The following is a 23,109-nucleotide window of genomic DNA, read 5'->3' as shown; positions in this document are numbered from 1 at the left end:
CTCATTAGGTCTCTTTTTTATTTAACAGGGAAATTATGGTTGTGGAAAAGAGGGGGTGACGAGTCCCGTGGTACGTCGAATTTTATTTTTAAAATTCACTTCGGAAATTGTATGAGCTACTTGAACCGATACAAGCGCGTAGATGACAGGGCTTTCCTGTGTAACTACATGATACATGGCGCTTTCCATGTGGCATAGTCCCAGGATGCCGAAACGCTGACAATGTGCCTATTATTGAACTGTACTAAAACATTGGATTGTGACGCGTCAGGGCAAGATTAAGCGAATGCGAAGGGAAGAGGTGGAAAGTTTTGAGTGAATGGTTAGAAGTAATGCAAAAACCTGATGTAATGATACCAGCAATAATATCAGGAGTTTTTACTTTAATAGGAGCATTCCTAGGGGTGTTTCTGAGTAGCAAATCGGCATATAAATTAGCGAAGTATAGTAGACAAGATAGTACCCGAAGAGAGTTACATGACTTTAAAGTATGTGTAGAGAATTTAGAACTTAATTTACAAATTATTCATTCTCCAGAAAAAATTGATACACTTACTAAAGCATCATTAATAACTATGATTGATAAAGTTAGAAATGAAAGGTACATTGAGAAATTAGAAAGTATCAAAAAACCTACAACTATCGGTGCTATAGATATAAATAATTTAAAAAGTTCATTAAATTTTCTGGAGTATTGTCTAATTGAAAAGGAAGACACTGAGCTTACTTTTACTGCCTACCAAAGATACGTAAGTGGGATTAGAGGACTAAAAATTTCTTTAGATGTAGCCTACCTATATTAAGTTTTACCAGCCAACCAGAGGACGTCGATTGATTACAACGTTGCGCTGTATCATTTGTTATCCTTTTCTTATCGATGACTACATAAAAAAACACCTCTATATTAGAGATGTTGAACCTCTCTATTTAATTGACCTTGCCCTATTTTGAGTACAATCATTGAAGCGTATTTATGTCTAATTTTTTGATGAACCGTAGTCAAACCCGTATTCAGCCGATTATAAAAATGCTTGTAAACCCATGAAAAGCCTGCTGTTACTGTACTTTTTGAAATTGATGGTTCGAACCCCCAATGTTCCATATAGTAATAAAATGCTTTGAACCCTTGACGTGTAAGGGTTCTTTTTGTTTTAGCATATAAACATTTGTCCCATAGGAATATTTCTTTTTACTCAACTAAAGTGGAGTTTCTACTATAAGAAGAGGCGCATTTTTACTGACGCCGTTTAGTTGAATAAAGGTATAAAAAGAATGCCGTAGTTTTCATCTTACTTAAAAATTGTAAGCATTAAAAACTAATCATTCCTATTTCTTTAATAATGACATCGATGTAGGCTTTTTTTCATAATATATTTTGGGGTGAAAAAATGCCAAGAGTAAAATACCGAAGTTCAGACGTTGACTTAATGGCAAGGATGATGAGAGCGGAAGCCGAAGGTGAAGGTCAACAAGGAATGTTATATGTTGGAAATGTAATTGTAAATCGTCTTGTGGCGGATTGTCCGGACTTCAGAGATTTAAGGTCTATTGAAGATGTCATTTTTCAAGTACAAGGAGGAAATTATTCTTTTGAAGCTGTTCAGAAAGGTAATTTATTTTATGAAAGAGCGAGACCTGTTGAAAAAAGATTAGCAAAACAGACTTTGGATTACTGGAGAGACCACCCAGGGAAATATGCTCTTTGGTATTTTAATCCGTATGCTCCATGCCCTCCAACATGGTATGGTCAGCCTTTTACTGGTCAGTTTAAAGATCATTGTTTTTATGAACCAGCAGCTGGAACATGTGAAAGTGTTTATATCGGTTAGGTTGTCTAGGAGCTACTATTAATACTAGATTTTTATCGCAATTTTGCCTTATTACTACAAAAGTACAACATTTTTAGTCGAAGGTACTGGTAGCCAACCAGCCATGGTAAATGAAATGTATTTAGAAATGGATTTGTTCTCGTTATAGTTTTCAACTCCCTTAAACGCATTCCGCCAGCTCTGTTTTCATACGATAGCATAGGGAGGCGATTGACAATGTATAACAGGGCAGCGGCTGTCCAGTACGCGGATATGTGGTGGAATAGCCGTAATCCGGCATTTCCATCGTTCGATGTGGATTGTACGAATTATATTTCACAATGTTTGCTGGCTGGCGGGGCTCCGATGCACGGCTATCCAAATCGCGAAGGCGGGTGGTGGATTCGAGGTGGAAACTGGAGCTTCAGTTGGTCGACAGCGCATTCACTTCGTTGGTATTTAGCAGGTTCAAAAAAAGGGTTGACGGCAACGCAAGTTTCTTCAGCTGAGGAACTAGGATTAGGGGATGTTATAGCCTATGACTTCGAAGGCGATGGGAAATTTAATCATACAACAATAGTTACCGCAAAAGACGGCACAGTTCCACTTGTTAATGCCCATACGTTTGACGCGAGACATCGCGATTGGGCATACAAAGACTCGTATATGTTTTCACCAAATGCAAAATATATCTTTTTCAAAATCAACGACCATTTCTCATAAGAAAAGCGTAAGGCGCCGCTCAGTCTCGGCATATTGTGCCTTTAATTTCATTAGTACTAGTCATTACTATGCCGAAATATCTTATTTTCTTATCGATAAAAGCAGTCCGTCAACTTGAGACGGACTGCTTTTCTAAATTCAGTCAAACCATAAAATAGCGAGCGTCCCTTCGCCTGCGTGAACCGCGAGCACGGAACTAATATCCCCGATTTCCACTTCAAGATCAGGTACCTGTTGCTGCAGCAAGTTTTTCAAATGCACCGCTTGCTCCATAACGTTGCCCTGCATCAGATAGACTTTTTTTCTGCCTGTATGGTGACCGGCGGCTACTTTATCGACCAAGTATTGCATTGCTTTTTTCTCGGATCGCACTTTTTCGATGGCTTCTAATTCGCCATCTTTCGAAATGTGGACAACGGGCTTCACTTTCAATAAGCTGCCAAGGAAAAATTGTGCACCGCTCATTCGCCCGCCTTTGTATAATTGCTCAAGTTGTCCTATTAAGATGTAGTTATGCACCGACCCGGCCATCTTATTCAGCGTAGTTTCAATTTCAGAAACAGTGGAACCACCGTCATACATGTCCATGCCCCGTTTAATTAATCCAGTAATTCCATAGGATAAGGACAGTGAATCGATAAACGTAACGGGGAATCCAGCGATTTCAGCACCTGCTGTAGAAGAAGCAAACGTTCCGCTCATTTTACTAGATACATGAATCGCGATAGCTTGTTCATACTGTTCTGCAATGACCTTGAACCGTTCGGCAAATTCACCCGCTGAAGGTTGTGATGTTTTTGGGAATTCGTCAGCACTTTTTATTTTCTCGTAAAGTTGCTGTGGGTTTAAATCGACACCATCGACAAATTGTTTTTCACCGAAATGTATATTTAAAGGTACGGAAAAGAAGTCTGGGTGTTGTCGGAGTTCATCTGGAATATACGCAGTACTATCCACAATCCACGCCAAGGGCTTTTTATTCATGAATAAAATCATCCTTTTTTATAATAGTTTGCATTGTTATTACTATACCATGAAAAGTAATAATCTTGTATTCTGAAAACGTTGAATACATTCAACTTCAAACGGTTTCGCTAATAATGAACAATTAAGGTATAATGGTCGAAGTATGTGTAAAGGGGAAATGAGTAATGAATGAGCAAGCTTTGTCTGTCAGAGACGCGATTATTTCACGTCGTTCAATAAAGAACTTTAACGGCCAGCCGGTTGATCCGGAAAATATTGCCGAAATGCTTGAAGACGCAGCATGGGCACCAAATCATGGCAATCGAAATCCGTGGCGCTTTGTTGTAGCTGCTGATAAGGGATATGTGAAATTCCTCGATATTTTGCGTGAATATGGCGTTCCGAAATGGAAAGAACTCTCGGAAGAAGACCTTGAGAAACAAATGAAGAAATTTACAGGACCCGGTGCAGTTGCATTCGTTATTGTTCCTGAAGACGCACGGCAGAAAGAACGCCTTGAAGATTATGCAGCGGCTAGCATGTTCATTATGAACACGCAACTTCTGGCTTGGGATAAAGGAATCGGCACATGCTGGAAAACACCTGGCTTCCTCGATAATCCGAAATTTAGGGAAGAACTTGGCGTCAAGCAGGGCGAGCGAATTATCAGCATGCTCCAATTCGGTTATTTTGATGAAATACCAAAGGCACGCCCCCGAAAATCACTTGACGAATTCGTCACGTATTACGGACAGGAAAACGAAGAGGAAGCAGAAACAGAAGCCTAAAATAGGAGCGATTTTAGCCCGGTTTGCATTTGTTAATGCGGACTGGGTATTTTTTATGAAGTAATCAAAGTGTTGTTTGGTGTTAATGAAAGGTTGCAAAGTTCCAATGAAACATTGTTTACTTCATCAGCAACATTGTTTATTTCGTTGAAGATCGTGTAAAGCTTTGGAAAAAGCGTTATAAAAGTGAATTAAATCACGAAAAAACTGAATCCTCACAAGGAGGATTCAGTTTACTTATCACTTTTGCAATTCATCTTTCTCGAAACCGGCAATTTCGTAATAATAATCGCCGATGACACGCAATCCTTGATCGAAGTTCTCCAGGTGGAAATGTTCGTTCGGCGCATGGAAGTTTTCCGACGCCAGGCCGAAGCCCATCAAGACGACCGGCAATTCTAAGATTTCATCGAATGCTGCAACGATTGGAATCGATCCGCCGCCGCGAGTATAGGCAGTCGGCACCTTATATACTTTTTCATACGAACGACCTGCTGCCTGGATTGCAGGGTGATCGAATGGCGTGATAAACGGTTTTCCTTTGTCAAATTCGGTTACAGTCACGGTTACGCCTGCTGGTTTATGTTTTTCGATATGGGCTGTTAGCTTAGCAATGATTTCATCCGGGTCTTGGTCAGGAACGAGGCGGCATGTGATTTTAGCGCCTGCTTCTGCCGGCAATACGGTTTTGATGCCTTCGCCTGAAAATCCGCCGAAGACGCCGTTAACTTCAAGTGTCGGACGGGTCCATGTGCGCTCAAGATGTGAATATCCTTTTTCTCCGAAAAGTTCCGTCACGCCGATTTCTTCTTTCAATTCCTCTTCATCGAAGCCGAGTGCTTGGTAAGCTGCACGCTCTTCGTCTAACAGTGGACGGACGTTATCATAAAATCCTTCAATTGCAATAGTCCCTTCCTGGTCACGGAACGATGCCAGTACTTCAGCAAGCGCATGGATCGGGTTTTGGACACCGCCACCGTACAAACCGGAGTGAAGGTCGCTTTTCGCGCCTTGGACGTCAATTTGCACACCGCATAGTCCTCGCAGACCATAACATACTGCAGGTTGACCCGGTCCTTGCATACCAGTATCGGAAATAACGATGACATCAGCCGCAAGTTTGTCCTTGTTGGCCTCAATGTATTTCTCAAGGTTCGGGCTGCCGATTTCTTCTTCACCTTCAATGATGAACTTCACGTTTACTGGCAAACTGCCCGTCAGTTGAATAAGTGCTTCAACCGCCTTGATGTGCATGAATACTTGTCCTTTATCATCACTGGCACCGCGCGCATATAATTTATTATTGCGTATTTCAGGTTCGAATGGGCCTGTTTCCCATAAATTCAATGGATCGACTGGTTGGACATCATAATGCCCGTACATAAGAATTGTCGGTTTACCTTCCGCATGGAGCCAATCTGCGTATACAACCGGATGTCCATCTGTTTCATCGATTGAAAGGTTTTCAAGCCCAGCTGTTTTGAATGAAGCGAGAAGCCACTCGGCCGCTTTTTGCATATCATTTTTATGTTCCGATAACGAGCTGATACTAGGAATACGAAGGAACTCATTTAATTGTTCGAGATGCTCGTCCCGTTTTTCTTTAAAATAACCGTCAAGCGTTTCTAAATGATTCAACACAATCCCTCATTTCATATTATTTCGTGAATAGAAATAGTATATCAGATGGAAAGGATATTGAGGTAGAAAGACAAACGTAAATAAGAATAATATGGTATGCTGTTTGAAAGTTATTAATTGGACGAATATATAAATATGATCTCATTTCCGGGAGGAATCGCTTTTGTTTATCGCACTTGGATTATTTTTATTCCTGTCTTTTTACCTGTCAGGGAGTGAAACGGCACTTACAGCAGTAAACAGGAGAAGGGTCCAGTTTCGGGCAAATCAGGGAGACAAGCAAGCTATTAAGCTGCAGAAACTGATTTCGAAACCGGACCGAATGATTACAGCAATTTTGATCGGAAATAATATCGCGAATATTATGATGCCGACTATCGTTACAATGATTGCAATCGACAAGGGGCTTAACGTCGGTATATGGACAGGGGTCTTGACCGTTATTATCATCGTTTTCGGGGAAGTATTACCGAAAACGATTGCCGCGACATTTGCCGATCGGGTCGCTTATATGGTTGCGCCGTCGATTACACTGCTCGTGAAATTATTAACACCGTTAACGGCGTTACTAGGAACGTTCACAAATGTTTTCATCCGCATCATTTCAAAAGGAGCGGTGACAAAGGCGACGCTCACTAAAGATGATCTGCGATCGATGGTTGACATCGCTTCTATAGAAGGAACATTTCAGCAGGAAGAATCGAATCGATTGAAGGAAGTACTCGATTTTGCCGAAAAAGATGTGTCTGATGTTCTTGAAACACACCGGATGGATATCGTTGGTTTACCGATTGAAGCGACATATGAAGAAGTCCGGGATACGATATTGGAACATTCCTATACCCGTTATCCGGTTTATGAAGAAAGTATGGATACGATTTCGGGTGTATTCTATTCTAAAATGTTCATCGAATGGTCGATGAACCCCGAACAGAAACTAAGTGAGTTAATAGACCGCGATACGTTTTACGTTGTACAGTCGGCAAGTGTTGAAAAAGTGTTTAAGATGATGCTAGCGAAAAAGAAGCATTTGGCAATCGTACTGGATGAGTACGGTGGAACACTTGGCATTGTAACTCACGAAGATATTATCGAAGAAATGATTGGCCAGGACATTGAGGATGAGACAGATGAAGATGAAGAAGTACTTGTCTATGAGAAGACGGATTCTGCTTTAGTCTGTCATGGTAGGCTTGAAATCGTGGATGCGATGGATCTCCTTGGTATAGCATTGCCAATGGACCATGAAACACTCGGTGGTTTTGTTCTGCAAGAGCTCGGTCACGTTCCTGAAGAAGGTGAACGTTTCACATACAACCAGTTGCATTTTGAAATTGAAGAAATGGAACGAAACCGGATTATCCGTATGACGATTACAATTCGTGAAGACTAAAACTAAATAAACATGCATGTCCCTATAACCGGTTATAACGGTTATGGGGACATTTTTATTTGTTGTCGGAGTTTAACGGCGCCTTCCGCTTTTCTATATGTCCAGCTTCAGGCGCCAACTCCTCGGGTCATAAGCCGTTTCGCTACGGAGGCTGAGGTACGCCTCCTAGCAAACCGTCTTATGCCTGTCAGAGTTTAACGGCACCTTCCGCTTTTCTTCCTTACACGTTTGTAAGTGAACTGAAAGCGAATACGATGGTTTGAAAGGTCGTAATTGCCGATAATAAGAACAACAGGAAGAAGACGGAGGCGTTATCTTATGAACATAAATTTAAATGGGCTGCACGACGAATACGGCCGTTACATATATCATCTATGTCTTAAATTGACACGAAATAAAGAAGAAGCAGAAGATCTTATGCAGGACGTTTGGGTGAAAGTTGTCCGTTATAGTAATCGGATGGATAGCGTTGAACATATGAAAGCATGGCTTACAACTATCTGTATGAACACATTTCGCGATCGGTACCGCAAAGATGTCAGGAGAAGTAAACACGTTATGAATCAGCCTGATACATTAGACGTTCCTATTCTTGATTTGGTTCCAAGTGATAGTTTAACGCCAGCGGAATTGCTGGAACAAAACGATATTCAATCAATTGTCCAACAGAAAATCAGCGAACTGGATGTCATTTACAGAAAAACAATTGAGTATTTTTATGTCCATCAGTATTCGTTGATTGAAATTGCAGAAGTGATGAAGGTATCAATTGGTACGGTGAAATCTAGACTATTCAGAGCGAAGAAGTATTTGAAAGAACTGATGATTGCCGATACTGCAGTGCACGAATACGTTACCGCCTAAGAGCGCAGCCGCAGAAGGCTGTGCTTTTTGTTTGCAGGAAAGTGAAAGAGGGAATTTAGTCAAATAGATATATATGTTTGAATGGGGATGGTTGTATGATGAAAAAGAATAAAAAGTTAGGCTGGAGCAAGCGAAAGCGAATTATTGTAATGGTGCTGTCAGTGTATGCTCTTTTTTATATAGGTGTAATTTTATTGAATACATATAAAAAACTCCCCGAAGGCGTTTCATACGAAGGTGATTTGCACTGGACGGACGAAGTTGAGATGTTTACAGACTTGACTTATGCAAAAAATAAAGAAGGGGACAGTACGGTGCATGAGTTGGCAATTTTCGATGAAGTTTACGCAATGATCGACCGTGCTGAACAATTTATCGTCCTTGATTATTTCCTGTTCGATCATTATTATGATGAAGACATTGAGTTTCCTAAAATTGTGCAGACGATGACTAAGAAACTAGTAGAGAAAAAACAGAACCATCCCGATATGCCGATTATTTTTATAACCGATCCGCTAAATACAGGATATGGTTCTTATGAAACAGAATGGTTCACAAAGATGGAAGATGCGGGAATTGAAGTCATCTATACGGACTTGGAACCGCTCCGTGATTCAATCCCGATTTATTCTGGATTATACAGGTCTATTTTCCACTGGATGGATTTTGAGAAGACAGGCTGGATTGCAAACGCAATGTCAAGCAAGGCTCCCAAGATGACGCTGGCTTCTTATATTACGTTACTAAATGTCAAAGCGAACCATCGCAAGACCGTCGTAACGGATAAAGAAGCTCTGGTATCTTCAGGGAATCCGCATAATGCAAGCGGTTTTCACGGCAATGTGGCATTGAAGGTGAAAGGCGATGTGCTGAACGATATATTAGAAGCGGAAGAAGCAGTCGTCAATTTTACAAATGGCGGCACATTGCCTCGTGTTGAAGTGGAGGAACAGGACGGAGGGAACTATGCCGTCCAATATTTAACGGAGAAGAAAATCTTGGATGGACTTCTTGGCGATATCGCGAAAGCGCAAGAAGGGGATACCATTCGAGTTGGGATGTTCTTCATTGCAAAACGTGATCTTGTTAATGCACTTATCGATGCGGCAAACCGAGGCGTCGATGTGAAAATGATTTTGGATCCGAATGAAAACTCTTTCGGCAATGAAAAGTCGGGATTGCCGAACAGACCGGTTGTACAAGAGATGCTGGAAGAAACGGATGGGAAAATTGGTGTCCGCTGGTACAATACGGTTATTGGTCAATACCATACAAAACTCGTGGTTGTTCAGACAGCTGAGGAAACATACATTGCGAACGGCTCTGCCAATTTGACTGAACGCACGCTTGATAATTATAATCTGGAAGCAAATCTGCGGGTCATTGCTCCGAATGACAGTGAGTTAACTCAAGAGATAGAGACTTACTTTAATAGACTATGGAACAATGAAGATGCGCTGTACACACTTGACGTAGAAGAATTTCAAGATGGTTTCACTTTCTTTCAACGAGGTATTTATGGTTTGCAGAAACTACTGAAATTGACGACTTATTGATATGGAGAATATTTTTAGGGGCGGTTTGTGTTGGCGTATGATCGGTTGTGGAATGTTTGTGATCGGTCGGCGCGGTATAATGATCGGTTGCTGAACGTATATGAGCGGTACCGGAGCATATATGGTCGAATGAAAAATGCATATAAAAAAAGGCTATCCTTTGTCCGGGATAGCCTTTTTGCTCAAAGATAAGAATGTATAAGTTTTTCAACTTGGAGCAGTGTCTAGCTCCAGCGCGTTTCTTTATTCAAATTCAGCAAGTTGCCTGTTCAGTTCCGCCAAATTTGCTTCCATTGTTGCAAGGCGCAGTTCAGCTTTCTTGACATAACTATTATTGCCTGTCGATTCGAGTTTCTCTATATCACCTTGCAGATTGATATAATCCATTTTGAGTTCAGCAATTGCTGTTTCCACTTGACGTTTGTTCATATGAATAGCACCTCAGCTTTTTCTTCAGTGTAGCATATCGGAGGTTTCTTTTCCTGCTCCGCCGCTAGTATTGCGCTTCGGATACTCAAGATAATAGCGTATCGCTTCACAGACGGCATCTTTTCCATCACCGAGCCCTAGTGCGGTTTGTCGGGCAATTGCCTTTTTACGTAAAGATTCGTGGAGAAGCGGTTCCATGATTGCGTTGAGCAAGCTCGACTGCTTCACTTTTCGACCAAGTCCGAGATGAATAAAGCCATGCTGTTCTTTTGGAAAGGCCAGTCCCAGCTCAAAATCGTTCTGTGCGAGTACGACACAAGGGATACCCATTACAGCGACTTCGTAAGGCATATAGCCGGATGCACATAGAACGATATCTGCTGACGCATAGATTTCGGCGAAGTTGTACGGCGGCACCAATACGGTTGTGTTTCGTCTTTCGAGTGCCATCATGCGAATTGTGCTCGTATCATGGGCATACTGTTCACCGACGAGAACAGTCACTTTGAGTGGAATCTGGAGTTGCATGATATGCCGTAACGCCCGATACGTCAAGTTACCTTCATCTTCTTCGCCGAAAGTAATTACTAAGTGGGGAAGTGGACCTACTTGAGCTTTGCGAAGTCCGATATGTTTCACTGGTGCCATCTTTTCGTCCGCAATGAAACTCTCTCGTCCAAGTACATAATGGTCCGGAGCACTATCACTTGATTCGACATACAATGTCTGAAACACGAGATCAGCACATTTACCGCCGTCCCCGAAATCATCGAAATGGATGATGGAGGGAACGAGTTCGGTTATCTTCTCAATCTCCTCTTGAATAGTAGAGCCGCTATCGCGGAGAAGAAGATCGGGTTTGAGTGTCGTAAGCGCCTGTAAAAATAGCGCATTGGTTGGAGTAGGCATTGTTTTAAATCCCTCAGGCGCTGGAGGAGAATCCGCTCCGCACAAGTATACGATATCGATTTCGTCAGCCAAGGCATTTGCAATCATGGCTGCTCTGCGTGCGGGGTATGTCCCTTTTCCGTCCGACCTGGAAATATGGATAGCGACTTTTTTCTTTTGTTGTCCGTCTATTGGAATCACCCTTTCAAACTAGATTGAATAATCCATCCCTATCACCTTATGTAAAGAACTATTAAGATATGTCTATTTTTAGTGGACTGTAACTGGCGTTATGGTAAACTAGCATTATTTCTAATTGGAAACGGAGTGATTCCATTGTTTGATTCATTATTATTCGATTTGATGCTCGTCGTCTTAATCGGGATTTTATCGCAATGGGCGGCCTGGAAATTCCGGATGCCGGCGATTGTCGTCATGTCCGTTGCTGGGCTCCTGGTAGGTCCAATTTTTGGTTTCATTAACCCGAAAGAGAGTATGGGAGAACTCTTCAGTCCAATTATTACGTTTGCCGTAGCAATTATTTTGTTTGAGGGCAGTTTGAATCTTGATTTTAAAGAAATTAAAGGCTTTAGTAAGCCAATAGCTCGGATTGTGACCATAGGTGCATTCATTGCATGGATTGCCGGAGCACTTGCCGCACACTATTTAGCGGGACTTTCCTGGGCAGTTGCCTTTGTAATCGGAGGTTTGTTCATTGTTACAGGGCCCACTGTGATCTTGCCGTTATTGAGGCAGGCGAAACTGAAACCGCGTCCTGCAGCAATTTTGAAATGGGAATCGATTGTAGTGGATCCATTTGGTGCGTTGCTTGCAGTGTTCGCTTTTGAGTTCATCAAATTTTTGAATAGCCAAGTGACATTGAGTGCGTTGCTTTTGTTCTTTGCGGCATCTATCTTTGCCGTACTTCTTGGATGGGGTGCTGCCCGGGCGATTGGAAGTGCGTTTGAGCGCGGCAGTATTCCGGAATTTCTAAAAGCACCGGTACTTTTTGCAGTCGTCCTTTTCACATTCGTTTTTGCGGATGAAATCATGCATGAAACCGGACTGCTTGCGGTAACGGCAATGGGGATGACAATGGCAAATATGCGCTTGACATCAATGCATGACATTCGCCAATTCAAGGAGAATATTTCTGTACTGCTTATTTCGGGCATATTCGTCATGTTGACGGCATCACTTAATCCGCGCATCCTCATTGAAATTTTTAATCCGAATATCATCATTTATGTATTGGCAATGCTGTTTATCGTCAGGCCGCTATCGATTTGGCTTTCGACAATCAATACGGAGTTAAATATCCGTGAAAAAATTCTTATCGGATGGATTGCACCAAGGGGGATTGTGGCTCTTACTGTATCAGGTTATTTTGCAACAATTTTACTCGACAATGGCTACAAAGATGCAGAACTATTGACTGCGCTGACGTTCGCACTTGTCTTCTCCACAGTGGTCCTGCACGGATTTTCAATCAGCTTCATAGCTAAGAAATTAAATCTCACTACAACTGACGAATCAGGAGTGCTGCTTGTGGGAAGCTCAAGATTTGCCGCAGTGCTTGCCCAATCAGTAAAAGAAACCGGGAACGACGTACTGCTTATCGATCAGTCATGGGCAGGACTCTCACATGCTCGAAAGCTCGGGCTTAACAATTATGTTGGGGATATTCTTTCGGAGCAGATCGACTATCATCTTGACTTGACGCCATACCGGTATATTCTTGCAATGACGAAGACCGATACGTACAATGCGCATATTTGTTCAGACTTCGCACCGGATCTAGGAAGCGATAATTTGTATCAGACGGTATTCCATGTCGGTAAAGAAGTAGATGGGTTTACGTTAACAGGCGGCCAGTCTCTGTTCTCACCCGCAATTTCAATCTATGACTTGGAAGAGCGGATGAACGCGGGGCACGTTATCCGTAAGACATTAATTACAAAACAATATAGCTATACACAGTATTTACGTGAGCGGGATGACAAATCAATCCTGCTTTACATTCTACGAACGGACGGTAAGATAGAGTTCTTTACGCCGGAAATTGAACCACAGGCTTCTGCAGGCGATGCAATTATTGCGCTCGCATCCCCTGTGAAAACAATCGAACGGGTCAAAGAGCGTCTAAATGGAGAGAACGGTCAAACGACTATTCCTTATGAACAAGTGGAAGATTTATTCATAAGGGATGAAAAAACAGAGAAGCCGATCATCCCAGGGGATGCGCCGCTTTCCGCGAAATGAATGTAGCATGAAGTGGCTGGCCGAGCCCGGTAACGGGTAGGCCGTCACTTTTTTTGGTACGATGAATTATGATTATAAGTTGTTAGGAGGATTTCATTGAAAGTTTTGTTTGTGGACGGGACCATTATCGGCAGCAAAACAGGCGCTGTTCTTGAAACCGTAAAGGATTATATAGAAGAAACCGGTTGTGGATATGAGCTGGAAATGTTGAGCTTGGCGGATTATACCCATCAATTTGTTGATGGACGGCCGCTGGGTGAATACAACGACGACATGCAAAAACTCGTGGCGAAATTTAAGGAAGCGGACGGCTATATAGTGGCAACCCCTATCTTCCAAGGATCCATTCCGGGCGTGCTGAAAAACGCATTTGACATGCTCCATCCGCACACGATGCGCTACAAACCGGTGTCAATCGTCGCAAACGGCGGTACATACCAGCATCATCTTGTCATCGAGAACCAGCTGAAACCAATCTTGGACTACTTCCGTTGCCTCGTGACACCGAATTATGTCTATACACATATGAGCCATTTTGACCAAGACAACACCATCACTGACGATGATGTACACAATCGATTGCGTGAGCTTGCAAGGGTTTTCGTGAAGTATGCGGAAATGAGTAAGGATCTATCAAAGAAAGCATTGGACGAGGAATAAAAGCTGCGGATAAAAATCGCCTTTACACCAATTTTAAATAGGTGTAAAGGCGATTTTACGATTCTACATGGTTTGAATTCGAAGAAGGGCAATCAGTTTCTCCGCTTTATTGAGGAAAGTTTTCCAATCATTACTGATTGTCATTTCCATACCGAAACCAAGGTTTTGCAGTTTCACTTGTAAATCCTCGAAACTTTCTTTATCCGCCTGCGTCAATTCGCTGAACGTGTAGATTTCATCATGGGGATAGCGATTTAAAGCAGCGTATAGACTTTCCATCGTCATTCTCTCATTGGACGATATCCAACCCGAATATTCACCACTGCTTTTTGCAACAAAAATACCATTTAAAATAGCACTCATTTGAGTAGTAACCAAATTGGGTTCAGACCAATTAGTTTCTTTTTGATGTTCAATTAACCCATCAAGCTCAACAAGTTTCCATTGCACTTCCGAATAAAATAGTTGCTCGTGTACTAGATTCATCTTCAGGTATCCAACAATCACTATAATAATTAGAATTAAGTTCACTAGAATGGAACCACCAAATAGCATTTTTTGCTTTTTACTCAATCTTATCACCCGCTCTCTCACTTGTTTTCCATTGTTTTATAAGTTGTAGTATTGAAAATTGTATATAAACCAAGCGAAGGCGCCTTAAGAGGGGCAGCCGGAGCCATAAGACTGATAGCGAAGCGGATTAGAAGGAAATACATATCATTTTTCAAAGTGTTCTAACGTCGTATATGTATACATTATATAACAAATTTTTACCAATAACAGCCGTCTCATAGAATGTTAAGACAGTACGGGCTTAATATGATATATCTCCGTTCATTCGCCCGACATGCATCCAATCGGGTTCTCCCGTATAATCGAAACATGAAGAAAGGGGATTTACTTATGTCCAAATCACTTGTATTAGCTGAAAAACCATCCGTAGCACGCGATATTGCGCGGGTGCTCGGCTGTAATAAAAAAGGGAACGGATTCCTTGAAGGAACAAATTATATCGTCACATGGGCGCTTGGCCATCTCGTGACACATGCGGATCCAGAAGGCTATGGTTCGGAATTCAAGGAGTGGAAGCTCGAGCCTCTGCCAATCATTCCGGCACCTTTCAAACTGGTACCCATCCGCCAGACGATGAAACAATTCAATGCCGTTAAAGCGCAACTTCTACGCAATGATGTGAAAGACGTCATTATCGCGACAGATGCGGGGCGTGAAGGGGAACTTGTGGCCCGCTGGATTTTGGAAAAGGCGAAAGTTCGTAAACCTGTTAAACGGCTGTGGATTTCATCGGTCACCGACAAAGCGATTAAAGACGGTTTCAATAATTTGAAAGACGGCCGTGCATATGAAAACTTATACCAAGCGGCAGTAGCCCGGGCGGAAGCGGACTGGGTTGTCGGTATTAATGCGACGCGTGCACTGACGGTAAAGTATAACGCCCAACTTTCAACGGGTCGTGTTCAAACACCGACACTTGCAATGATTGCAGAGCGTGAGAATCAGATCCGTAATTTTAAGCCAAAATCATTCTACGGTATGCAAGCGTTGACGGAAACTGCGAAGTTCACTTGGCATGATAAAGCCGGGCAAACACAGTCATTCGATAAAGAAACAATCGAGAAGTTGATTGGGAAAATTGACGGGGTTCATGCCGGAAAAGTGACTGACGTGAAAACGACGCCAAAGTCACAGCCGGCACCGCATTTATTCGATTTGACGGAGCTCCAAAAAGAAGCGCACCGCCGCTGGTCTTGGTCAGCGAAGGAGACGCTGTCGACGCTGCAAAATTTATATGAGCGCCATAAAGCAGTGACGTATCCGCGTACCGATTCAAAGCATTTAACATCGGATATGGAAAGTACGCTGAAAGAGCGCATTAAAGCCGTGGATATCGGTCCATACCGCAAGGCAACAAGTACACTTCTGCGTGCTGGAACCATAAAGCCGCAAAAAGGTGTCGTTGACGATAAGCGTGTATCAGATCACCATGCCATTATCCCTACTGAAGAAACACCGATTCTTCAAAACTTATCTGATAAAGAGCAGCGTCTATATGATTTAATCGTCAAGCGTTTTCTGGCTGTCTTCTTCGGCCCGTTTCGTTATGACCAAGTGACTGCCGAGCTCGCTGTTGGCGGGGAAACATTCAAAGCAAAAGGCCGTACTGTTACGGATGAAGGCTGGAAGAAAGTTTATTCAACCGAGGAAGAAGAGACAGATACGGATACTCTGCCTTCATTTTCTAAGGGAGAAGAAGTGAAAATCCAGGCAATCGTCATGACGAATGGTCAAACGAAACCGCCTGCCCGTTTCAATGAAGGGACATTGCTCGCTGCGATGGAAAATCCTTCACAGTTCATGCAAGGGGAATCCAAAGATCTTATCAAAACAATTGGTGAAACCGGAGGACTTGGAACAGTTGCAACACGTGCCGATGTCATCGAGCGGCTCTTCAACTCATTTGTTATGGAGAAAAAAGGAAATGATATTTATACGACGTCTAAAGGGCGCCAACTACTTGAACTCGTGCCGGAAGACTTGAAGTCACCCGCACTGACCGCAGAATGGGAACAAGGGCTGACAAAAATTGCGAATGGACAGATGAAAAAAGAGCAATTCATGAAAGAGATGATTGGCTTTTCCAAGCAGACCGTTACTGAAATTAAAACAGATGATAAAAAATATAAACATGATAATGTCACAGGAAAAGCATGTCCAGACTGCGGTAAGCTTTTATTGGAAGTCAATGGTAAGCGCGGCAAGATGCTTGTCTGTCAGGACCGAGAGTGCGGCCACCGAAAAAATGTCTCGATGCTAACAAATGCAAGATGTCCAGTTTGTAAAAAGAAATTGGAGATGCGTGGAGAAGGCGACGGACGGATTTTCGTTTGTAAATGCGGCCACCGTGAGAAGTTATCGGCATTTGAGAAACGCAGAGAGAACTCGGGCGGAAAAAAAGCAGACAAACGCGATGTTCAAAAATACATGAAAAAACAGGGTAAACCGGAAGAGCTGGAGAATACGGCGATGGCAGATGCGCTAAAGAAACTATTCGATAAGTAATTAGATTTTAGCGCTTTAGTAGGGTTTATTCTTCAAAATGGAATGGGTATACTGGAATTACTAGATTTATGCAAATACTATTGTGGGGAGGTGAAGTCCTATGAATGCCGTTATGACTCAAGTTGCAGCTAGTGATCATATCCAGCGCTATGATGCAATTCGGCGCCGGAATGCTGAAAGTGCCTACAATCGCAATGTGCAATACAATGGACAGAACCAGAAAACGGTTGAAGATCTGGAGTCTCTCTTAAGAGGGAAGAAAGAGCCTGAAAACGTGCAACCAGAGAGACAGGAATTCCAACAGCTTGGCGCCGGACAAGTGAAACAGATTGCTTTGCCGGTCGGTAAGACGCTTGAAGAGACCATTGACCTTTGGAGAGACGTCCGGACTGAAGCGGTTTCAGAACAGCAACCGACGACTGCAGATTATCAGCTTGCCGCTACAGCATCAGCAAAAATTAGACAAACTGAAACACAAATTGCGTTAGAAAAACTGGCGCAGTCGAATATTGAGATGGCATCTGTACAAGAACAGGTCAATACCGCAAAAGCGAAAGCGGTATCCATGGAACTTCCCTCAGGCCCTGAACGTGAATTACTCATCCTTCAAAAACGGTACGAACAGGCGATTTCATCTTACTCATTCCAAGTCCACATGAAACAAAAAGGGTTTGAAATCGATCGGCCGAGCTTTTATAAAATAGCATGAGTAGAACGAAAAGGCCGCCTGCTAAATGGTGGTCTTTTCGTTTTAAGAGATAAAAAAGTATAGATTTCAACCATGAATATTGCCTAGACTCCGGGCGCTACCCTCTCAAGTCATAAGCCTTTTGGCTGTGGTGGCTGAAGTACGCCTCCTCGCAAATTATCTTTTGCATGGCGGGGTTGGACGGGGCCTTATGCTTTTCTTAGAAGGGAGAAAATACTTAAATGAAAAAGCAAGGTAAGCAGATAAAAACGAATGCAGTGCGGATTTTAGATGGGGAAAATATAGCTTATGATCTGATGGAATATGATGTAAACGACGGAATGGTGGACGGCATTTCCGTCGCAGAAAAAACGGGGCAGGCAGTGGAGACGGTTTATAAGACCCTCGCGACGATTGCCGGTCCGCGAGAAATTATTGTGTTTTTAGTGCCGGTGGCTGGAGAACTTGACTTGAAAAAGGCGGCAAAAGTTGCCGAGGTGAAAAAGCTTGAAATGCTTCCATTAAAGGATTTGACGAAGGAGACAGGCTATGTCCGCGGAGGCTGTTCAGCTGTCGGGATGAAGAAGAAATACCCGACATTCATTGACAAGTCAGCAGAAAGTCTAGACAAAATGATCGTCAGCGCAGGGAAGCCTGGCTTGCAGATGAGACTTGTACCAAGCGAACTAGCGAAAGTGACAGACGCATCTTTTTATGACATTGTGAAAAGTTGGTAGTCTTTATCAAGGACCGAAAACATGCTACAATGAATAGATTGCAAGTAAGACATTCATGCGTGCTGCGTGAGTGTCTTTTATTATTGTTCGCATCTAAGAGTAACTTATATTTTCACTAGGAAGAAGGACTTATATGAGAAAGATATTAGTATGGAGATGGGCATTTTTTTTGATAGGAATGATGATCCTCTCCCTTGGCATTTCAATGACGATTAAAGGTCAGAAGCTTGGCATCGGCCCGTGGGATGTACTACATGTCGGGTTATACAAAAACTTCGGCTTGACGATTGGCACATGGGGAATTATTACGGGATTCATTATTATCATTTCAACTGCCGCTGTCTTGAAAGAATGGCCGCAGATTGGAACGTGGCTAAATATGATTTTGATTGGACTTTTTATCGATTTGTTCAATTGGTTGCTTCCGGATATCACGTCTATGGGTGCTCAATTACTTATTTTTTCAGCGGGTGTAATTGTGATGGGATACGGTGTCGGGATTTATATTTCGCCGAATATCGGTGCAGGTCCGCGGGATAGTCTTATGCTTGTCCTTGTTAAAAAAACGGGAGCGAGCGTGAAAAAAATTCGGACGACTCTTGAAGTCGTTGTTGCAATTGTAGGGTGGATTTTCGGCGGACCGATTGGGATTGGGACAGTCCTAATCGCATTATTTTTAGGACAGATCGTCCATTATACATTGCCGCAATGCCAGAAGTTTTTGTTGAAATTGATTGGCGCGGAGAATGAATCGACATTATATTAATATGAATTTAGTTATTTATTCAAAGCATGTGCCTTAAAGCCGTGCTTTTTTTTGTTGTCCGGGCATACGTTAATCGTATGTACAGAAAGGATGATCGGAATGTATGGAACGATAACCCAATATATGGGGACAGCCTATACAGGTGCTGGAATCTCCCATAAATACGACAAACTAATTGCATCGGCTTCTCAAACGCTTTTTCTGAAATGCCCTCCGACAAATGCTATCTCAAATGTCTTGAGTGAAACTGCCTCGCACTATCTGAAACGAGGATATGACGTTGATCGGTTCATGGATCCCGTACAGTCCGACAAAACGGACGCAATCTTCGTTAAAGGCCCAAATCTGCTCATACTTCAAGCTTCTCATCCGGTTGCCTTAGAACCAGCGGATATAGGCGGAAAACATAAGGTCATCAGTTTTTACGATGTCTATGATGAAGCGAAATTGCGCGAACAGAATGGGATAATTGTAGAAAAGTTAGAGGAATCACGTGTAGCACTTGGGAAAGCATTGAAATCGCTTGCGGAAGCAAAGAATATTCATGATGATTGGGAAAAAGTGAATATCAAGCGGATGGTTTGGGAGCTCCATGAAAACAAAATAGCATCATTGAAAGAGGAATTGTTTGGAACAATCAAGCTGAATAAGGACGCAGCTGTTTCGCACAGACTCATTGGTTCATTAACATCTGGAGGGGCGCATGATTTCATCCCTTCCATTACTAAGCATTTAGACCGTCGAATCCTTATTAAAGGTCTTCCCGGGACGGGTAAATCGACGCTCATGAAAGCGCTCGGAGCCGAAGCTGAACAGCGCGGATTTGACGTTCTGTACGGCTGGTGCGGTCTGGATCCTGCGGGAGTCGATCTTGTACTCTTTCCTGAGCTGTCGGTATGCGTTCTTGACTCGACAAACCCGCATGCCTACGATGTGGAACACCCGGGAGATGAATTGCTCGACCTTGTGCATATGTGTGAGGAAGACGCAGGGGCAGAAGCGGAAATCGGTCCAATCCGGGAAGCCTATGCGGAAAAAATGCTCGACGCGACAGGTTATATGCAGGCCTATGCACAGGCCGAAAACAGCATGAAAATCACGATGGATTCCGCCATTATTCACCCTGTTTTTGATAGTAAATCGAAAGTGCTTTTTGAACTCATTTAACAGTAGTCTTCCACTCCTAAAAATACCTATATTGATCAAGGATGCGCTTCATTCTGCGGCAGGGCCGGTCGTGTGGTAAAATGGGGGTATCATTTGTTTGAAAGGAAGATTATTTTGTCAAAAGTACTTAATGCATTTTTGCAGGAAAACTTAAATGAACTTCGCGATCAAGGACTTTACAACGAAATTGACCCTATTGAAGGTCCAAACGGCCCGATCATTAAAATTAAAGGCAAAGACCTTATCAACTTGTCTTCAAATAACTATCTGGGCCTTGCGACAGATGAAGATTTGAAAAAGCTGGCAATTGCCGCAACTGAAAAATATGGCGTCGGAGCAGGCGCAGTTCGTACGATTAACGGAACGCTAGATATCCACGTTAAGTTAGAAAAAAAACTTGCCGAATTCAAAGGAACAGAAGCGGCGATTTCTTACCAATCGGGCTTCAACTGTAATATGGCAGCAATATCTGCAGTCATGACTAAAAAAGATGCAATTCTATCAGATGAATTAAATCATGCTTCTATCATCGACGGCTGCCGCCTTTCGGGTGCGAAAGTTATTCGTGTCAAACACCAAGACATGGATGACCTTCGTGCAAAAGCGAAAGAAGCGACGGAATCCGGCCTTTACGAAAAAGTGATGTATATTACGGACGGCGTCTTCTCGATGGACGGCAATATCGCCAACCTCCCCGGAGCCGTGAAAATCGCGAAGGAATTCGATTTGATCACGTATGTTGATGATGCGCACGGTTCAGGTGTCACCGGCAAAGGTAAAGGGACCGTCAAGCATTTCGGTCTTGAAAAAGAAATCGACCTTCAAATGGGGACACTGTCGAAAGCAATCGGCGTCGTCGGCGGCTACGTTGCAGGCACACAGGAATTAATCGACTGGCTAAAAGTCCGTTCACGTCCATTCCTATTCTCCACAGCTCTTCCTGCAGGAGACGTCGCCGCAATTATGGGTGCACTGGACAAGATATCCGAATCCACAGAACTGCACGATCAACTCTGGGAAAACGGCAATTACTTGAAGGCCGGACTTAAGGAATTAGGCTTCAATATCGGCGCTTCTGAAACGCCAATCACGCCTTGCATCATCGGCGAAGAGAAGTTGACACAGCAATTTTCTAAACGTCTTGCGGAAGAAGGCGTCTACGCCAAGTCAATCGTCTTCCCGACAGTCGCCAAAGGAAAAGGTCGTGTCCGCAACATGCCAACCGCAGCCCATACAAAAGAAATGCTCGACGAAGCCCTGAAAATCTACGAAAAAGTCGGCAAAGAACTAAATGTAATTTCATAATAAATTGGGAACTCCCGGACAGCTAATATGCTGTCCGGGATTTTTGTGTTGGAATGGATGATTGGTGGCGAGTTAGTGGGGGATGGCTTTGAATTCATGGGTCCAGCGGGCGAATTCATGTCAATCGTCGAGATAGTCATGGCTCGGCCGTGAGTTAATGGGTCTGGTGGGCGAATTCATGTCAATCGTCGATATAGTCATGGCTCGGCCGTGAGTTAATGGGTCTAGCGGGTGAATTCATGTCAATCGCCGAGATAGTCATGGCTCGGCCGTGAGTTAATGGGTCCGGCGGGCGAATTCATGTCAATCGCCGAGATAGTCATGGCTTGGTCGTGAGTTAATGGGTCCGGCGGTTGAATTCATGTCAATCGTCGAGATAGTCATGGCTCGGCCGTGAGTTAATGGGTCCGGCGGCTGAATTCATGGCAATCGCCAAGATAGTCATGGCTCGTTCGTGAATTCATGGCACTTGCCGAGATATTCATGGCAACAATTCGTTATATTCATTAATATCAATCTACCCGAACATCGTGGTGAAGCGGAGAAAAAGCTCTGCTCTTAATGAAAATGGAGTAACATCAACGAACAAAGCACATACTTATAAAAAGGAAAAAGCCCTAAACTAAAGGCTTTTTTATACACTAAATATTAAAGTCTCCATTTTCAAAACGATTCATCGTGTGATGCATAACAAATCGTTGCATGCCGATTGCGCTTTTAATGGATTGATCTGCTTCTTGGCGAAACGTTACCGGATTCCCGCGTTTATGGGCAGCGTAGGCTTTTAATGAATGAATCATCCAAGGCGTGTGCAACTTAGCTAAATGCTCGTGGGCTCTTTCAAAATTACCATTCATCACATAAGTATGACCTAGATAATAATCTTTATATTCCTGACCGTTGATTTTTTCCGCATGCTCTAAAAGGTGCTTTGGATTGTTTTGGAATAAGGCGAGATTTGCACCATAGATATCAGCCATATCTTGTTGTTGATAGGTATTCATAATCCGTTTCAATGCATTTTCTACATCCCGCTTGTCCCCATGTGCCAAAGCATATGAATAACCAAAAATCGGTTTTTTATAATTACTGGCAATGTAGCGGTCGATTGCACGGAGCGATGTAGACTTGTAAATGATATACATCGGCCAAAGAATCGACACTGAAAAATACAGGGCAAGGACAATAAGGAATACAATCCACTTTGGCACCCCATTTGAAATGAGTACAAATGTAAGAAGAATTCCTACCGCAATCAGCAGGACAAATTTAAAGACTTTTGAAAAGATAGAAGGCTTATTTTTCAGCATCATACACCTCAAGTTTTTCTTTAATTATACCAGAAAAGTCTGACGGGTATTCATCGAGATGTGAAATGACGTTGTCTTTT

At 42.9% G+C, this 23,109-nt stretch carries 21 protein-coding genes; 15 read left to right on the top strand and 6 right to left on the bottom strand.

Annotation, left to right across the window (positions count from 1 at the left end):
- Nucleotides 1-311: 311 nt before the first annotated feature.
- The 3 genes from MKZ11_RS01750 to MKZ11_RS01740 all read left to right on the top strand — a co-directional run bounded on the left by MKZ11_RS01750 (nt 312) and on the right by MKZ11_RS01740 (nt 2,531).
- Entirely contained in the window at nt 312-803 is a 492-nt protein-coding gene (locus MKZ11_RS01750; RefSeq protein ID WP_340792346.1) for a hypothetical protein, read from the top strand.
- Nucleotides 804-1,388: 585 nt separating this feature from the next.
- Complete coding sequence (locus MKZ11_RS01745; RefSeq protein WP_340792345.1) at nt 1,389-1,829, top strand: cell wall hydrolase; 441 nt, start codon at nt 1,389-1,391, stop codon at nt 1,827-1,829.
- 216 nt (nt 1,830-2,045) lie between these two features.
- The gene (locus tag MKZ11_RS01740) at nt 2,046-2,531 is read left to right on the top strand and encodes an amidase domain-containing protein (RefSeq protein WP_340792344.1); all 486 of its coding nucleotides are present in this window, start codon (nt 2,046-2,048) and stop codon (nt 2,529-2,531) included.
- Nucleotides 2,532-2,669: 138 nt separating this feature from the next.
- Here MKZ11_RS01740 and MKZ11_RS01735 read toward each other — a convergent pair whose 3' ends face one another.
- A complete protein-coding gene (locus MKZ11_RS01735; protein WP_340792343.1) occupies nt 2,670-3,515 on the bottom strand; it encodes a DegV family protein in 846 nt (281 codons plus the stop codon).
- Nucleotides 3,516-3,682: 167 nt separating this feature from the next.
- Here MKZ11_RS01735 and MKZ11_RS01730 point away from each other — a divergent pair, with 167 nt between their 5' ends.
- Complete coding sequence (locus tag MKZ11_RS01730; RefSeq protein WP_340792342.1) at nt 3,683-4,285, top strand: nitroreductase family protein; 603 nt, start codon at nt 3,683-3,685, stop codon at nt 4,283-4,285.
- A gap of 240 nt (nt 4,286-4,525) precedes the next feature.
- On the opposite strand, the gene MKZ11_RS01725 is transcribed toward MKZ11_RS01730, so the two are convergent.
- On the bottom strand, nt 4,526-5,923 hold the full coding sequence (locus MKZ11_RS01725; RefSeq protein WP_340792341.1) for a dipeptidase: 1,398 nt from the start codon (nt 5,921-5,923) through the stop codon (nt 4,526-4,528).
- A 166-nt stretch (nt 5,924-6,089) separates the two neighbouring features.
- Between MKZ11_RS01725 and MKZ11_RS01720 the strand changes: the two genes are divergently transcribed.
- The 3 genes from MKZ11_RS01720 to MKZ11_RS01710 all read left to right on the top strand — a co-directional run bounded on the left by MKZ11_RS01720 (nt 6,090) and on the right by MKZ11_RS01710 (nt 9,739).
- Nucleotides 6,090-7,319: a CNNM domain-containing protein gene (locus MKZ11_RS01720; RefSeq protein ID WP_340792340.1), complete on the top strand. Its 1,230-nt coding sequence runs from the start codon at nt 6,090-6,092 to the stop codon at nt 7,317-7,319.
- A 318-nt stretch (nt 7,320-7,637) separates the two neighbouring features.
- Nucleotides 7,638-8,183 (top strand): RNA polymerase sigma factor, encoded by a 546-nt coding sequence (locus MKZ11_RS01715; protein WP_340792339.1) that lies wholly within the window; start codon nt 7,638-7,640, stop codon nt 8,181-8,183.
- A gap of 98 nt (nt 8,184-8,281) precedes the next feature.
- Entirely contained in the window at nt 8,282-9,739 is a 1,458-nt protein-coding gene (locus MKZ11_RS01710; protein ID WP_445326966.1) for a phospholipase D family protein, read from the top strand.
- Nucleotides 9,740-9,982: 243 nt separating this feature from the next.
- Here the strand turns inward: MKZ11_RS01710 and MKZ11_RS01705 are convergent, their stop codons facing one another.
- Nucleotides 9,983-10,168: an SE1832 family protein gene (locus tag MKZ11_RS01705; protein ID WP_340792337.1), complete on the bottom strand. Its 186-nt coding sequence runs from the start codon at nt 10,166-10,168 to the stop codon at nt 9,983-9,985.
- A gap of 24 nt (nt 10,169-10,192) precedes the next feature.
- Nucleotides 10,193-11,257, bottom strand: a complete 1,065-nt coding sequence (locus MKZ11_RS01700; protein WP_340792336.1) for a PseG/SpsG family protein — start codon at nt 11,255-11,257, stop codon at nt 10,193-10,195.
- Nucleotides 11,258-11,392: 135 nt separating this feature from the next.
- On the opposite strand from MKZ11_RS01700, the gene MKZ11_RS01695 reads away from it, so the two are divergent.
- Nucleotides 11,393-13,318 carry a cation:proton antiporter gene (locus tag MKZ11_RS01695; RefSeq protein ID WP_340792335.1) on the top strand — a complete coding sequence of 642 codons (1,926 nt, stop codon included), beginning with the start codon at nt 11,393-11,395 and terminating at the stop codon, nt 13,316-13,318.
- A 96-nt stretch (nt 13,319-13,414) separates the two neighbouring features.
- Nucleotides 13,415-13,978 carry an NADPH-dependent FMN reductase gene (locus tag MKZ11_RS01690; RefSeq protein ID WP_340792334.1) on the top strand — a complete coding sequence of 188 codons (564 nt, stop codon included), beginning with the start codon at nt 13,415-13,417 and terminating at the stop codon, nt 13,976-13,978.
- 63 nt (nt 13,979-14,041) lie between these two features.
- On the opposite strand, the gene MKZ11_RS01685 is transcribed toward MKZ11_RS01690, so the two are convergent.
- Complete coding sequence (locus MKZ11_RS01685; protein WP_340792333.1) at nt 14,042-14,551, bottom strand: hypothetical protein; 510 nt, start codon at nt 14,549-14,551, stop codon at nt 14,042-14,044.
- Between the two features lie 330 nt (nt 14,552-14,881).
- Here MKZ11_RS01685 and MKZ11_RS01680 point away from each other — a divergent pair, with 330 nt between their 5' ends.
- The 6 genes from MKZ11_RS01680 to MKZ11_RS01655 all read left to right on the top strand — a co-directional run bounded on the left by MKZ11_RS01680 (nt 14,882) and on the right by MKZ11_RS01655 (nt 21,719).
- A complete protein-coding gene (locus MKZ11_RS01680) occupies nt 14,882-17,056 on the top strand; it encodes a DNA topoisomerase III (RefSeq protein WP_340792332.1) in 2,175 nt (724 codons plus the stop codon).
- Nucleotides 17,057-17,156: 100 nt separating this feature from the next.
- Entirely contained in the window at nt 17,157-17,765 is a 609-nt protein-coding gene (locus tag MKZ11_RS01675) for a hypothetical protein (protein WP_340792331.1), read from the top strand.
- A 221-nt stretch (nt 17,766-17,986) separates the two neighbouring features.
- A complete protein-coding gene (ybaK, locus tag MKZ11_RS01670; RefSeq protein WP_340792330.1) occupies nt 17,987-18,481 on the top strand; it encodes a Cys-tRNA(Pro) deacylase in 495 nt (164 codons plus the stop codon).
- Nucleotides 18,482-18,614: 133 nt separating this feature from the next.
- Nucleotides 18,615-19,247 carry a YczE/YyaS/YitT family protein gene (locus MKZ11_RS01665; protein ID WP_340792329.1) on the top strand — a complete coding sequence of 211 codons (633 nt, stop codon included), beginning with the start codon at nt 18,615-18,617 and terminating at the stop codon, nt 19,245-19,247.
- Between the two features lie 99 nt (nt 19,248-19,346).
- On the top strand, nt 19,347-20,414 hold the full coding sequence (locus tag MKZ11_RS01660) for a hypothetical protein (protein WP_340792328.1): 1,068 nt from the start codon (nt 19,347-19,349) through the stop codon (nt 20,412-20,414).
- 114 nt (nt 20,415-20,528) lie between these two features.
- Nucleotides 20,529-21,719 carry a glycine C-acetyltransferase gene (locus MKZ11_RS01655; RefSeq protein WP_340792327.1) on the top strand — a complete coding sequence of 397 codons (1,191 nt, stop codon included), beginning with the start codon at nt 20,529-20,531 and terminating at the stop codon, nt 21,717-21,719.
- 641 nt (nt 21,720-22,360) lie between these two features.
- Here the strand turns inward: MKZ11_RS01655 and MKZ11_RS01650 are convergent.
- A complete protein-coding gene (locus MKZ11_RS01650) occupies nt 22,361-23,029 on the bottom strand; it encodes a hypothetical protein (RefSeq protein ID WP_340792326.1) in 669 nt (222 codons plus the stop codon).
- Nucleotides 23,030-23,109 lie beyond the last annotated feature (80 nt).

Origin of the sequence: Sporosarcina sp. FSL K6-1508 (genome assembly GCF_038007465.1) — a bacterium.
In the GTDB taxonomy this organism is placed as follows: domain Bacteria; phylum Bacillota; class Bacilli; order Bacillales_A; family Planococcaceae; genus Sporosarcina; species Sporosarcina psychrophila_B.
Note: the sequence above shows the minus strand (reverse complement) of the source record. Positions and strands in the feature narration are given on the sequence as shown.